Below are 14446 nucleotides of genomic sequence, written 5' to 3' on the forward strand. Positions count from 1 at the left end.
TCGCCCTGCGAGAAACATTCCGCGGCTGCCGGAGAGGCCCTGCGCATGCCGGGAACAGGCGTCTTTCCAGCGCGAGTCGACGCCGTCGGGGCGCCCGAACGACATTGACAACGACAGGCCGCCCATATTTGGCTGTTCAACGCTTGCCGAGAAAACGTCGGAAGCGGTCGTCGTCCGGCGAAGAATGAGGGTTGAGGGTACGGAATGGCGGAACAGGCGAAGTCGGATCCTGGTTCACGGTCGGCCAGTCAATGCCTGCACGACCAATTCGCCGGACAGGCGCGGCGGCGCCGGAACGCCGTCGCGGTCGTCCAGGGCGAACGGTCCCTGACCTACGCGGAACTGCATGAGCGGGCCCGGGCCCTGGCCGCCCGGCTGCGGGCCGAGGGCGTGGGACCCGACGTGGTGGTCGGTCTCTTCGCGGAGCGTTCGGTCGACATGCTCATCGGCATGATCGGCATCCTGGAGGCGGGCGGCGCCTATCTGCCGCTGCGGGTGGACGACCCGGCGGACCGTGTGTCGTTCATCCTGCGCGACGCCGGAGTGCGGGTCGTCGTGACCACCCCGGTGACCGACGAGCGCGGTCTCGACTTCGACGGAGTGCGCGTACGGGCCGACGTCCCCGGCGCCGTCGCCCCGACGGAGGAAACCCCCGCCCGCACGAACGAGGAGACCTCCGCCCGCGCGAACGAGGAGAACCTCGCCTACGTCATCTACACCTCCGGCACCACCGGCACCCCGAAGGGCGTGGCCGTCCCGCACCGCGCCGCCGCCCGGATCGTCCGCACCGGCGTCTACGGCGACTTCGACGAGCACCAGACGTTCCTGCAGGCGTGCCCGCTGTCCTTCGACGCCTCCGTGTTCGAGATCTGGGCGGCCCTCGCCAACGGCGCCAGGCTGGTCCTGCTGCCGCAGCAGCGCTCCTCGGCGGACGCCGTCATCGACACCGTCCGCCGCTACGGCGTCACCACCTGCTGGCTCACTCCCACCCTGTTCAACCAGCTGGTCGACGAGGACCGGCTGAAGGACAGCGGGCTGCGCCAGGTGGTGATCGGCGGAGAGGTGGTGTCCACCCCGCACCTGGCGCAGGCCATGCGGTCCACCGACATCCGCTTCGCCAACGGCTACGGGCCGACCGAGGCCGGCGTGTTCACCTGCTGTCACCTCTTCCAGGAGTCCGACCTCGCCTATGCGCCCCCGCCGGTCGGCACCCCGCTGCCCGGCACCCGGGTCTGGATCCTCGACGAGCGGATGCGGCCGGTGCCCGACGGGGAACTGGGCGAGCTGTACATCGGCGGACCCGCGCTCGCCCGCGAGTACCATCGGCGCCCCGACCTCACCGAACGGGCCTTCCTGCCCGACCCGTTCGGCGAGACCGCCGACGGCCGGATCTACCGGTCCGGCGACCTCGCCCGGATGCTCCCCGGCCAACTGGTCCAAGTGGTCGGACGCACCGACAGCCAGGTCAAGATCCGCGGTAACCGGGTGGAGCTGACCGAGGTCGAGGCCGCCCTGCTCGACGAGCCGGCCGTCGCCCAGGCCGCCGTCGTCGACCGCGGCGAGGGAGCCGAGCGGGTGCTCGCCGCCTATGTCATCCCGGCGTACGGCGCCACGCCCACCGTCACCGAGCTGCGCGCCCGGCTCGCCGCCCGGCTGCCGGACTACATGATCCCCACCGAGTTCCACCGCCTGGAGCGGCTGCCGCTCACCCGGCACGGCAAGACGGACCGGGCCGCGCTGCGCGCCGAGACCGGCGCGCCCCGGCTGGAGCTGGGCACCGCCTACCGGCCCGCGGCCGGCGAACTGGAGTCGCTGATGGCCGGAATATGGGCCGAGGTCCTCGGCGTGCCGGCGGTCGGCATGGACGACAACTACTTCGACCTGGGCGGCACCTCGCTCTCCATCAAGCAGGCGCAGCTCCGCCTGGAGGAGCGGACCGGTGTCCGTCTCCCGTCCACGGCCCTCTACGAATACCCCACGGTTCGCGCGCTCGCCGAAGCCATGGCCAAGCACGAGGTATGACACCTGTGAACCCTCAGTCCACTGACCCCACTGACCCCACTGACCCCCACTGTCGCGACATCGCCGTCATCGGGATGGCCGCCGAACTGCCGGGCGCCGACGATCTCGACGCCTTCTGGGAGAACATCCGAGCGGGCGAGGAGTCCATCACGCACGGCTCGCCGCGCGTCGTCGAGGACCCCGCCACCGGCCGCCGCTGGGTGCACGCCCGCGGCGTCCTGAAGGACGTCCGCCGCTTCGACGCCGAGTTCTTCGGCATCCCGCGCCGCGAGGCCGAGGTCCTGGACCCGCAGCACCGCCGGCTGCTGGAGCTGTCCTGGAACGCCATGGAGGACGCCGGCTACGACCCGTACCGGGTGCGGGAGACCGTCGCCGTCTACACCTCGGTCGGCCCCAACTCCTACTACGGCACCAGGGACTTCGGAGCCCGCTCCGCCGCCGAGCGCATGCTCATCCAGCTGTCCAACGGGCCCGACACCCTGCCCACCCGTATCTCCTACAAACTGGGCCTGACCGGCGAGAGCGTCAACGTCCAGTCCGCGTGCTCCTCGGCCGCCGTCGCCGTCCATCTGGCCTGCGAGGCGCTGCGCGAGGGCCGCGCTGACATGGCGCTGGTGGGCGCGGCCAGCATCAGCGCGCTGGAGACACTCGCGTACGAGCACCAGGACGGGTTCATCCTGTCCGCGGACGGCAGCACCCGCGCCTACGACAAGGGCGCCAGCGGCTACGTGGAGGGCGACGGCGCCGGTGTGCTCGTCCTGCGCCGCCTCGACGACGCCCTGGAGCGCCGGGACAACGTCCACGCCGTGATCAAGAGCAGCGCGGTGAACAACGACGGCCGCGCCAAGGCCGGTTACTCGGCGCCCAGCGTGGAGGGACAGTCCCGGGTCATCCGGGCGGCGCTGGAGGCCTCCGGGGTCCCCGCCGACACCATCGCCCTGGTCGAGGGCCACGGCACCGGCACCCAGGTCGGCGACCCGATCGAGGTACGCGGTCTGGCCCGCGCCTACCGGGCCTTCACCGACCGCACCGACTACTGCGCCCTCGGCTCGGTCAAGGCGAACATCGGCCATCTGTGCTTCGCCTCCGGCATCGCCGGGCTGCTCAAGGCCGTCCTGTGCCTGATCCACGGCGAAGTGCCGCCCATGGCCGTCCTGGAGGAGCCCAACCCGGACCTCGACTTCACCGGCACGCCGTTCTACCTCAACCGGACGCTCAAGCCATGGCCGCAGCCCGGTCCCCGCCGGGCCGCCGTGAGCTGCTTCGGGATGGGCGGCACCAACGCCCACTTCATCCTCGAACAGGCACCCGAACCGGTGACCGGTGACGGGGAATCCGGCCCCCGGCGGACCCTCCCCGTGGTCCTGTCGGCCCGCAGCGCCGAGGCCCTGACGGAGGTCAGGCGCCGCCTGGCCGCTCACCTGCGCGCCCACCCGGACACCGACCTCGGCGCGCTCGCCCACACGCTCGCCACCGGTCGCCGTCCGCTCGCCCACCGCTGGGCCGTGGCGGTCGACTCCGGCGAGGCGCTGCTGCGCGCGCTCGACGGCGCCCCGCCCGCCCCCGACGGCTCTCCGGCCGCCGAACTGGCCCGGACCTGGGCCGAGGGCGGCGACGCGAACTGGGACGAGGTGTTCGACACCGCCGACCGGCGCCGGATCTCGCTGCCCGGCTACCCGTGGCAGGGCGAGCGCCTGTGGATCGAGGCCGCCCCGGCCGGCACCGAGGGCGGCGTCGAACTGGAGGCGGCGGAGCAGGCCCCGGTAGCCGAATGGCTCCACCGGCCCGCCTGGGAACGGACCGCGCTGCCCCGGCCGTATCTCACCGGCGACCTGCCGCCCGTCGACGGCGTCACCCTGCTGTTCGGCGACGGCGACGGCGACGGCAGCCCGGCCGGCCCGCTGGCGGCCGAGCTGAGCGCGGCGGGACGCACCGTGCTGCACGTCGCGCCCGGCGACCGGTTCGAGGTCACCGACGACCACCATGCCGTCGTCCGGCCCGAGGTGGCCGAGGACTTCCACCAGTTGGTGGACTGGGCCGTGACACGCGGTGGCCAGGTGGCCGAGGTCGTCCACCTCTGGTCCTACGGCGCCCCGGCCGACCAGGACACCGGCATCGCCCGGGGCGCCCTCGCGGTACTGCACCTGGTGCAGGCCCTCGCCACGGCACGGCAGAGCGCCGACCTGTGGATCGGCACCGAGAACGCGCAGACCGCCGCCGCCCCACGCCCCGGGGCCACCGCGTCCGAGGACGCCCGCCGGACCCTGCGCCTGGAGGCGTCCGCGGTGCTGGGACTGTGCCGGGTCATCCCGCAGGAGCACCCGGAACTGCGCTGCCACGCCGTCGACTTCGCCCTGGACACCCTGCCCGGGCAGGCCGCCGCCGGACTGCTCGCGGAGATGGCCTCCCCGGGCGCCGACCCCGAGGTGGTGTACCGGGGCGGCGACCGGCTGCTGCCCACGGTGGAACCGCTGCCCGCCCCCGACGGCGGCCCCGTGCCGGTGCCCGTACGCCCCGGCGGCGTGTACCTCGTCACCGGCGGCCTGGGCCGGATCGGACTGGTGATCGCCGAGGTGTTCGCGCGCACCGCCCCGGTCCGCCTGGCGCTCGTCTCCCGCACCCCCGACCCGGACGCGCCGGGCGTGCGCCGACTGCGCGAACTGGGCGCCGAAGTGCTCGTGCTGGGCGCCGACGTGGCCGACGAGAGGGCGATGCGCGAGGTCGTCGACGAGATCCACGCCCGGTGGGGAACCATCGACGGAGTGGTGCACTCGGCGGGCATCGAGGAGAGCCGCAACTTCTCCTTCATCGCCGAGACCGGCACCGACCAGGCCGTGGCCGCCCTGCGGCCCAAGGTGCCCGGCATCGCCGTCCTGGACCGGGTGACCCGCGACGAGCCACTGGAGTACTGCCTGGTCTGCTCCAGCCTCGACACCCTGCTCGGCGGCATCGCCTTCGGCATCTACTCGGTGGCCAACCGCTACCTCGACGGCTACGCGCACTGGCGGCGCGCCCACGGCGCCCCCTGGATCAGCGTGGACTGGGACTCGTGGCAGTTCGACGGACCCGGTTCCGGACGCATCGGAGCCGCCGCCGCCCGCACCGCGATCCGCCCCGGCCAGGCGGGCGACGTCCTGGGCGCCGTGCTGACCGGCGGTGAAGCCCAGTGCGTCGTGTCCACCGTGCCCCTGGCGAGCCGTATCGAGCGCATCCGCCGCGCCTTCGAACGCCGCCGACAGGACGCCGCCGCACACGAGGGCGCACCGCACGCCCGTTCCCGCGAGGAGATCGGCGGCCTCGTCCGCGACGTCGTCGGGGAGATCACCGACACGCCCGCGCCGCGGGACGAGGACGAACTGCTCGCCGTCGGCTGCGACTCGCTCGCCCTGCTGGAGGTCGTGGTCCGGCTGGAGGGCGCGCTGGGGCTCAAGCTGCCCATGGCCGACCTGTGGGGCTGCTCCACCCTGTCCGACCTCGCCCAGGTGTGCTGGGCGAGCGCCGGAGCACACGGGGCGGACGACGCCGACGGCGCCGAGGAGGCGCTGCGCTATCTCGCCGGCTGACGCGGCACGGCACTCCGCGCACTCCGCGGAGCGCTCCCGGGACCTCCACCACAGGCGTCTCGCGCAGACGCCGGCCGAAGACAGGTGACCCAACCGATGCAATTCGACCTTGCCAGGGCCCGCGCCGACACACCGGGTGTCGCGCATGTCGTGCACCTGAACAACGCGGGCGCCAGCCTGGCCCCACGCGCGGTGACCGACGCGATGACCCGGCATCTCGCGCTGGAGAGCACCGTGGGCGCGTACGAGGCGGCCGAGCGCGCCCACGAGGCGGTCGCCCGCGCCCATGACGCGCTCGCCGCACTGCTGAACGCGCACCCCGACGAGATCGCGATCCTGGACAGCGCGACCCGCGCCTGGGGCATGGCGCTGTCCAGCATCCCGCTGCGGCGGGGGGACCGGGTGCTGCTGTCACCCGTCGAGTACGGCAGCAACCACATCTCGCTGCTCCACCTCGCCGAACGCACCGGCGTGTCCCTCGAGTTCCTGCCGGTCGACGACGACGGCCTCGTCGACACGGCCGCGCTGGAGCAGTGCCTGGACGAGCGGGTCAAGCTCGTGGCCATGGCGCATGTGCCCATGCACGACGGCCTGGTGAACCCGGTCGCCGAGGTGGGCAAGGTGGTGCGCCGGACCGACGCCCTGTTCCTCGTGGACGCCTGCCAGTCGGTGGGCCAGCTGCCGGTGGACGTCCAGGACTTCGGCTGCGACCTGCTGGTGGGCTGCGGCCGCAAGTACCTGCGCGGCCCGCGCGGCACCGGTTTCCTCTACGTCGCCCGCGACGTCGCCCCCCGCCTCACTCCGCCGGTGCTCGGCCTGGACGGCGTCGAGTGGCATGCCGGGAAGTACCGGCTCGCCCCAGGCGCGCGCCGCTTCGAGACCTGGGAGGTCAACGCCGCCGCCCGGATAGGTCTCGGGGTGGCCGTCGACTACGCCCGCGGTTGGGGAGTGGAGCGCACCTGGCAGCGGATCCGCTCGCTGGCCGCCGGACTGCGCGCCGACCTGGCCAGGGTGCCGGGCGTCACGGTGCAGGACCGGGGCGTGGAACGGTGCGGCAACATCGCCGTCACCTTCGCCGGCCTCGACCCCTTCCAGGTGCGCGCCGAGCTGCTGCGCGCCGGCATCAACAGCTGGGTGTGCCTTGACAACGCCGCCTGCCACGACATGCAACAGCGCGGCCTCAGCCGCCTCTTGCGGATCTCCGTCCACTACTACAACAGCGAGGACGAGCTGGAGCGGCTGTGCTCGGTGCTCGCCGGTCTGACCTCAGGAACGAAAGCGAGGGCCTTCGCATGACGGCATCGGCATGGATCAAGCGGCCACGGCCGCGGCCCGAGGCCCGCGCGAGGGTGTTCTGCGTCCCGCACGCCGGGGCGGGACCGTCGTCCTACGCGCACTGGGTTTCCGAACTGCCCGAGGACGTCGAGCTGTGCCTGGTGCATCTGCCGGGACGGGAGGCACGGCTGGCCGAGCTGCCGCTCGACGACATCACGGCCCTCGCCCAGCGCGTCGCCCGCGCCTGCGCGGACCTGCTCGACCTGCCCTTCGTCATGTTCGGGCACAGCATGGGCGCACTCGTCGCCTACGAGACGGCCCGGCGGCTCACCGTCCAGCCCCGCCGGCTGTTCGTCTCCGCCTGCCCGCCCGCGCACCGGCTGGTGGAGGAGCCGCCCGTCGCCCACCTGCCCGACGACGAGTTCCTCGCCGAGGTCCGTCGCGCCTACCAGGGCATACCGGACGAGGTGTGGAACGACCGGGCTCTGATGCGGATGATGCTGCCCGCCCTGCGCGCCGACTTCGCCGCGTACGAAACCTACGAGTGGGTCCGGCGCGCCCCGCTGAGCTGTCCCGTCACCGTGCTGGGCGGCTCCGCGGACGCCCTGGTGCCCACCGGTTCGCTCGCGGGCTGGGCCGAACTGACCGAGGGGGAGTGCGCGGTCGAGGTGTTCGACGGCGGGCACTTCTACCTCACGCAGGCCCGCCGCGAGGTCCAGGGCATGGTCACCGCGGCGCTCCTGACCGACGGGGCCCCGGCCGCCGCCGGCGCCGGCCCGGACCGAGGAGCCGGGGCATGACCGTATGGACGACCGAGAATCTGGCCGAGGCGCGCGAGAGGGGCTGGGACACCGTCGTCCCGCCCGACGACCTCTTCCGCTCCCCGGGCTGGCTGGCGCTGGAGAGCGAACAGACCAACCTCCCGCCCCGCTACTACCTGGCGGGCGAGCCCGGCCGGGCCGAGGCGGGCCTGTCCTGCTACCCACTGGACGCCTCCTCGGAGCGCTGGCCGTTCATGCGCGTGGACCGGACCGTGCGCATGCTCGCCGGAGCCGGCGGCGTCGAACCGGACGAGGACACCGCCCGAGCCGTCGACGCGCTGCTGCCCACCCTGCTGTTCGGCGGGCGCAGGGTGCCAAATACCGCGCTCGTCACGGCGCCCGGCCTCCCGGAGAACCGGCGCCGGCAGCGGATCGCCGAACTGGTCGCCGCCGGCGAGGACGATGCCCGGGCCGCCGGCGCGGCCAGCTCCGCCTTCCTCTTCGTCGCCGCGTCCGACACCGCGCTGCGGGAGGTGCTGCGCGAACGCGGCTACGCCGAGGTCCCCACCGCCCACTACTCCACCCTCCGGCTGCCCGAGCCGGGCTTCGAGGGCTATCTGCGCCTGCTGCCCAGCGACCGCCGGCGCAAGGTGCGCTACGAGCGCCGCCGTCTGGAGGCGGCCGGTGTCGGCTTCCGGATCGAGCCCCTCACACCCGACCTGACCGGGGAACTGGTGCCGCTGCTGCTGAAGCACGGCAACAAGTACGGACACGCCTACGCCCCCGAGGCGATGACCCGCACCTTGCAGCTGCACGCCACGCACTGCGGCGCGGACGCCGAGGTCATCACCGCCCGCTCCCAGGACGGCGCGGTGCGCGGCTTCTCCCTGGTCGTCCGCCGGGGCACACGCCTGTACATCCGCCTGACCGGCTACGACTACGACTGGCAGGGCAAGCTGCCGCTGTACTTCGCCCTCTGCTTCTACGAACCCGTGGAGCACGCGAGCCGGATCGGCGCGACGACCCTCGACTACGCCGTCGCCTCCGAGAGCACCAAGCTGTCCCGTGGCTGCACCCAGGAACGGCGCTTCGGCTACGTCAAGGCGTTCGACCCGACGACCCACACCACCGTCGCCCGGCTGCTCGCCCGCCTCGGCGACGACCCCGCAGACCGTTGACCCTCCGCCCCACCCCTGGGAGACCCATGCCCGGCCGCCTGTTCACCTCGGAGTCCGTCACCGAGGGCCACCCCGACAAGATCGCCGACCGGATCAGCGACGCGATCCTCGACGCGCTGCTCAGCGAGGACCCGGCCGCCCGGGTCGCCGTCGAGACCCTGGTCACCACCGGCCAGGTCCATGTGGCCGGCGAGGTCACCACCTCCGCGTTTGCCGACATCCCCGCCCTGGTCCGGGCCGCCGTGCTCGACATCGGCTACGACTCCTCGCAGAAGGGCTTCGACGGCGCCTCCTGCGGCGTGTCCGTCTCCATCGGCGCCCAGTCCCCGGACATCGCGCAGGGCGTGGACACCGGCGGCGCGGGCGACCAGGGCCTGATGTTCGGCTACGCCACCGACGAGACGCCCACCCTGATGCCGCTGCCGGTCTTCCTGGCGCACCGCCTGTCCAAGCGCCTGTCCGAGGTCCGCAGGAACGGCACCATCCCCTACCTGCGCCCGGACGGCAAGACCCAGGTCACCATCGAGTACGACGGCGACCGCGCCGTACGCCTCGACACGGTGGTCGTCTCCACCCAGCACGCGGCCGACATCGACCTGGAGTCGCTGCTGGCCCCCGACATCCGCGAGTTCGTCGTCGAGCCGGAGCTGAAGGCGCTGCTCGACGAGGGCATCAAGCTGGACACCGACGGCTACCGCCTGCTGGTCAACCCCACCGGCCGCTTCGAGATCGGCGGTCCGATGGGCGACGCCGGTCTGACCGGCCGCAAGATCATCATCGACACCTACGGCGGCATGGCCCGCCACGGCGGCGGCGCCTTCTCCGGCAAGGACCCGTCCAAGGTGGACCGTTCGGCGGCGTACGCGATGCGCTGGGTCGCCAAGAACGTCGTCGCGGCCGGCCTGGCCTCGCGCTGCGAGGTGCAGGTGGCGTACGCGATCGGCAAGGCCGAGCCGGTCGGCCTGTTCGTCGAGACCTTCGGCACCCACAAGGTCGAGCCCGAGAGGATCGAGAAAGCCATCGACGAGGTCTTCGACCTCCGCCCGGCCGCCATCATCCGCGACCTCGACCTGCTGCGCCCGATCTACGCCCAGACCGCGGCGTACGGCCACTTCGGCCGCGAGCTCCCCGACTTCACCTGGGAACGCACCGACCGCGTCGACGCCCTGCGCGCCGCCGTCGGAGCCTGACTCCGCCACCCGCCCCGGCAACCGTGCCGCACTCCCCGAAGGAACACCCCATGACCGCAACGACGCAGGCCGCGCCGACCCTTGGCGTCATCGGCGGCAGCGGCTTCTACCAACTGCTTGAAGAGGCCGAGGAGATCAGCGTCGACACACCCTACGGTGCGCCGTCCGACACCATCGCGGTCGGCGCGGTGGCCGGGCGCCGGGTGGCGTTCCTGCCTCGCCACGGCCGCACCCACGCCCACCCGCCGCACCGCATCAACTACCGGGCCAACCTGTGGGCCCTGCGCTCGCTCGGAGTGCGCCAGGTGCTCGCCCCCTGCGCGGTGGGGTCGCTGCGCCGCGAGCACGGCCCCGGTGCGGTCGTCGTCCCCGATCAGCTGGTGGACCGTACGAGCGGGCGGACGCAGACCTTCTTCGACCAGGGGGCGCTGCACGTGCCCTTCGCGGACCCGTACTGCCCCGACGGGCGCGGCGCCGTCCTCAAGGGCGCGGCGGCCGTCGGCGCCGACGCGCACGACGGGGGCACCATGGTGGTCGTCGAAGGGCCCCGGTTCTCCACCCGCGCAGAGTCCCGGTGGTTCGCGGCGGCCGGCTGGTCGCTGGTCAACATGACCGGGCATCCGGAGGCCGTCCTGGCCCGCGAACTCGCCCTCTGCTACACGTCGATCGCCCTGGTCACCGACTACGACGCGGGCCTGGACGCCGGTGAGAGCGTCCAGCAGGACGACGTCTTCGCGGTGTTCGCCCGCAACTCCGCCCGTATGCGGGAGATCGTCCTGGAGACGGTACGGCGGCTGCCGGAGCGGCGGATGTGCCCGTGCCCCGGAGCCCTCGCCGGAATGGACCTCCCCTTCGAACTGCCGTGAGCCGGCCGGCCCGGACCGGCCGTCAGCCGAAGTACTTCTGTGCCTCCCGTACGCCCCGGGCCAGCGTCTCCACCTCCTCGGGGGTGTTGTAGACGTAGAAGCTCGCGCGGGTCGTCGCCGCAACGCCGAAGCGCTGGTGGAGGGGGCGGGCGCAGTGGTGGCCGACGCGGACGGCCACCCCGAGTTCGTCCAGTACCTGACCGACGTCATGGGCGTGGATCCCGTCCACGGTGAAGGCGACGGTGGCGCCGCGGTCCTCGGTGGTCCGGGGCCCGATGACGGACACGCCCGGGATGTCGGACAGCAACGCGAGTGCCTGCTCGGTGAGTTCGTCCTCGTGCCGCTTGACCTGCTCCATCCCGAGCGCTGTGAGGTAGTCCACGGCCGCGGCCAGACCGACTGCCTGTGCCGTCATCGGCACCCCTGCCTCGAAGCGCTGCGGCGGCGGCAGATACGTCGACCGCTCCATGGTGACGACCTCGATCATGGAGCCACCGGTCAGGAAAGGCGGCAGCTCCGCAAGGAGGCGCCGGCGGCCCCACAGGACGCCGATGCCGCCCGGGGCGAGCATCTTGTGCCCGGAGAAGACCAGGAAGTCGGCGCCGAGCGCCGCCACGTCGACGGGGCGGTGCGGCACGGACTGGGCCGCGTCCAGGAGGACGAGCGCGCCGACCCGCCTGGCCCGCTCGGCGATCAGCTCGACCGGGTTGACCGTCCCCAGGACGTTGGACTGGTGCGTCAGGGCGACGACGGCGGTGTCCTCGGTGATCAGGTCGTCGATCGACGTCAGGTCCAGCCGGCCCTCGTCGGTCAACGGGAACCAGTCGAGGGTCGCCCCGGTCCGTCGGGCGAGTTCCTGCCACGGCACCAGGTTGGCATGGTGCTCCATCTCGCTGACCACGATCCTCTTGCCGGCCGTGACGGTGCCGGCGATGCCCAGCGCGTAGGCCACGAGGTTGATGCCCTCCGTGGCGTTCTTGACGAAGACCACCTCGTCGGGCTCGGCCCCGATGAACCCGGCCACCGTGGCCCGCGCCGCCTCGTAGATCTCGGTGGCCTCCTCGGCGAGCTGGTGGGCGCCCCGGTGTACGGCGGCGTTGTGCCGGAGGTTGAAATCGCCCTCGGCGTCCAGCACTTGGACCGGCTTCTGGGAAGTGGCCGCGGAGTCCAGGTAGACCAGCGGGGCGCCGCCACGCATCACTCTGCCCAGAATGGGAAAGTCGCCCCTGATGTCCCGCACGTCGAGTCCGAGGCCCACTGACATATACACGCCCTCTCGTTCTTCCTCGCTCACCTAACGGAATCTACTCTATTTCTCTGTTAGGGGGCATCGAGGGGATGCCATGACCCGTTCAGCGGAACGGGACACGGGCTGTCCGACGGCGGCTTGTCCCGACCGCATGTTGGTTAGGGTGACAAGTAGGGCTCAGTGGTGGCGAGTTGGCGGCGACAGAAGGCAGTTCTCGGGGGTGGGGCATCGCGGTGGGTGACGTGGGCCATGGCGTGCTCGGAATTGCGGTTGCCGGAGTCACCAGGGCAGGTCGACCGGACGCGGTGGGCGTGTGACCGGCCCGTCGGCGCCCGCGGTGCTGCCCCCGTCGCTGCGTGTGTGGCTCGGGCCCATTGCGGCCCTCGCCGCGCTGGTGGTCGTCGTGCTCGGGGTTCTGTACGCCGGAGACAGCGAGTCGGGCGCGGTGGACCGGTGGTTCATTCAGCCGACGGCGGACAGTGTGCGGCCGCCGTGGCGGTACGTCGCACTGGCCACGGACTTCTTGGGGGAACCCGTGGGAGCGGCGACGCTGGTCGTGGCCGCCGTGACGGGCTGCCTGCTGCTTCGGCGTCCTCGCGCGGCGGTGCTCGTCGTTGCCGGCGCCGGCCTGACCGTGGGGACGACGACGCTGCTCAAGTCCCTGGTGGGGCGGACCATTCATGGCGACGGCAACCTGTCCTATCCGAGCGGGCACACCGCCTTCCTCACCGCGTTCGCCCTCGTGGTGGCGCTGCTCGCGACCGGCCGGCTCGGCCTCGGCAGGACGGCCGGCACGTCACTCGTACTCGTCGCGGGGCTGGTCGCCGGCGCCGCCATGGGCTGGGCGCAGGTCGCTCTGGGCGCGCACTACCCGACCGACGTCCTCGGCGGCTGGTGCACCGCGCTGGCGGTGGTACCGGCGACCGCGTGGCTGGTCGACCGGACGGCTGACCGGCTGGTCGATCGGATGGCCGACGCCGGTCGGGGACAGGCCCGCTGACGTCACGTCACGTCACGCCCGGCGGCGGAACACGGGCTTCACCGGTCGCCCGCCCAGCCAGGGAGTGGGATCCGCGGCATCCAGTGCCTTCCGGTACACCACGCACGCCTGGGCCACCACGTCGACGGTGTGGTCGATGTCGGCGTCACTGAGCGCGCTGCTCACCACGAACGACGGGGCCAGCACGCCGCCCGCGAGGAGCCGGCGCAGGAACAGGGTGCGGTACTGCTGCGACGGCTGCCCGTTCTCGTCGAGGGTGGCGAAGACCAGGTTGCTGGCCCGGCCCCGGACGACGACGTGGTCGCCGACGCCCGTGCTCGCCGCGGCGTCGCGGACACCGGCGGCCAGCCTCTCGCCGAGGGCGTGCAGCCGCGCGGTGATGCCCTCCTCGACGTAGGTGGTCTGCACGGCCATCGCTGCTGCCAGCGAGTGCGTTTCCGCACCGTGCGTGGTGGACAGCAGGAACACCCGGTCACCGGAGTGACGCAGCCCGCCCCGCTCCATCAGATCGCGGCGCCCGGCCAGCGCGGAGACGGCGAACCCGTTGCCCAGCGCCTTGCCGAACGTGGAGAGGTCGGGGACGACGCCGTACAGGCCCTGGGCGCCCGCCTCGGACCATCGGAAGCCGGTGATCATCTCATCGAAGATCAGCACGCAGCCGTGCCGGTCGGCCAGCTCGCGCAGGCCGGTGAGGTACCCGGGCGGCGGCTCCGTGTGGGCGGCAGCGGGTTCGAGGATCAGGCAGGCGACCTCGTTCTGGTGGCGGTTGAGCAACTCCTCCGTGGCCGCCAGGTCCCCGTAGGGGAACACCACGGTGAGGTCGGTGGTCGCCGCCGGAATACCCGCGGACATCGGCGTGGTGCCGATGAACCAGTCGTCGACCGAGAAAAACGGATGGTCGGCGCAGATGGCCACCCGCGAGCGCCCGGTGGCGGCGCGGGCGAGGCGTACCGCGGCGGTGGTGGCGTCGGAGCCGTTCTTCGCGAACTTCACCATCTCGGCGGTCGGTACCGTGGCCAGGAAGCGTTCCGCGGCCTCGACCTCCATGAAGGAAGGGCGCACGAAGTTGCTGCCGCGGTCGAGTTCCCGTCGCACCGCCTCGGTGACGCGTGGGTGGGCGTGGCCGAGGCTGACCGAGCGCAGGCCGGAGCCGTACTCGATGTAGCGGTTTCCGTCGATGTCCCATACGTGGGCACCGCGGCCGTGGCTGATGACCGGGGCCAGGTTCTCGGGGTACTGGTCGTCGCCCTTGGCATAGGTGTGGGCGCCGCCGGGGATCAGGGCGTGCAGCCGTTCGTTCGCCTGCCGCGACCGGGGCAATGGGAATTCTTCGGTGTCCACG

The 14446-nt window shown here is 72.5% G+C and carries 10 protein-coding genes; 8 read left to right on the plus strand and 2 right to left on the minus strand.

The features are described from left to right. Positions 1-204: 204 nt before the first annotated feature. From IF78_RS0110640 to IF78_RS0110670, 7 genes are all read left to right on the plus strand, one after another. On the plus strand, positions 205-2022 hold the full coding sequence (locus IF78_RS0110640; protein WP_051827678.1) for a non-ribosomal peptide synthetase: 1818 nt from the start codon (positions 205-207) through the stop codon (positions 2020-2022). Further along, positions 2019-5585 carry an SDR family NAD(P)-dependent oxidoreductase gene (locus IF78_RS44935; protein WP_078662392.1) on the plus strand — a complete coding sequence of 1189 codons (3567 nt, stop codon included), beginning with the start codon at positions 2019-2021 and terminating at the stop codon, positions 5583-5585. Before IF78_RS0110640 ends, IF78_RS44935 begins: the two co-directional genes overlap by 4 nt. A 96-nt stretch (positions 5586-5681) precedes the next feature. Further along, entirely contained in the window at positions 5682-6881 is a 1200-nt protein-coding gene (locus tag IF78_RS0110650) for an aminotransferase class V-fold PLP-dependent enzyme (protein ID WP_031480643.1), read from the plus strand. Further along, positions 6878-7660 carry a thioesterase II family protein gene (locus IF78_RS0110655; RefSeq protein WP_051827682.1) on the plus strand — a complete coding sequence of 261 codons (783 nt, stop codon included), beginning with the start codon at positions 6878-6880 and terminating at the stop codon, positions 7658-7660. Before IF78_RS0110650 ends, IF78_RS0110655 begins: the two co-directional genes overlap by 4 nt. Next, positions 7657-8799: a GNAT family N-acetyltransferase gene (locus IF78_RS0110660; protein WP_051827683.1), complete on the plus strand. Its 1143-nt coding sequence runs from the start codon at positions 7657-7659 to the stop codon at positions 8797-8799. Before IF78_RS0110655 ends, IF78_RS0110660 begins: the two co-directional genes overlap by 4 nt. 26 nt (positions 8800-8825) lie before the next feature. Next, positions 8826-9989, plus strand: a complete 1164-nt coding sequence (metK, locus tag IF78_RS0110665) for a methionine adenosyltransferase (RefSeq protein WP_031480637.1) — start codon at positions 8826-8828, stop codon at positions 9987-9989. A 50-nt stretch (positions 9990-10039) separates the two neighbouring features. Further along, a complete protein-coding gene (locus IF78_RS0110670) occupies positions 10040-10855 on the plus strand; it encodes an S-methyl-5'-thioadenosine phosphorylase (RefSeq protein ID WP_031480635.1) in 816 nt (271 codons plus the stop codon). Positions 10856-10877: 22 nt separating this feature from the next. Here the strand turns inward: IF78_RS0110670 and IF78_RS0110675 are convergent, their stop codons facing one another. Next, complete coding sequence (locus IF78_RS0110675; protein WP_031480633.1) at positions 10878-12119, minus strand: cysteine desulfurase; 1242 nt, start codon at positions 12117-12119, stop codon at positions 10878-10880. Positions 12120-12417: 298 nt separating this feature from the next. On the opposite strand from IF78_RS0110675, the gene IF78_RS0110680 reads away from it, so the two are divergent. Next, positions 12418-13104: a phosphatase PAP2 family protein gene (locus IF78_RS0110680; RefSeq protein WP_031480631.1), complete on the plus strand. Its 687-nt coding sequence runs from the start codon at positions 12418-12420 to the stop codon at positions 13102-13104. 12 nt (positions 13105-13116) lie between these two features. Here the strand turns inward: IF78_RS0110680 and IF78_RS0110685 are convergent, their stop codons facing one another. Then, positions 13117-14445 (minus strand): glutamate-1-semialdehyde 2,1-aminomutase, encoded by a 1329-nt coding sequence (locus IF78_RS0110685; protein WP_031480629.1) that lies wholly within the window; start codon positions 14443-14445, stop codon positions 13117-13119. Between the last annotated feature and the right edge of the window lies 1 nt (position 14446).

The organism is Streptomyces bicolor (assembly GCF_000719285.1).
GTDB lineage: Bacteria > Actinomycetota > Actinomycetes > Streptomycetales > Streptomycetaceae > Streptomyces > Streptomyces bicolor.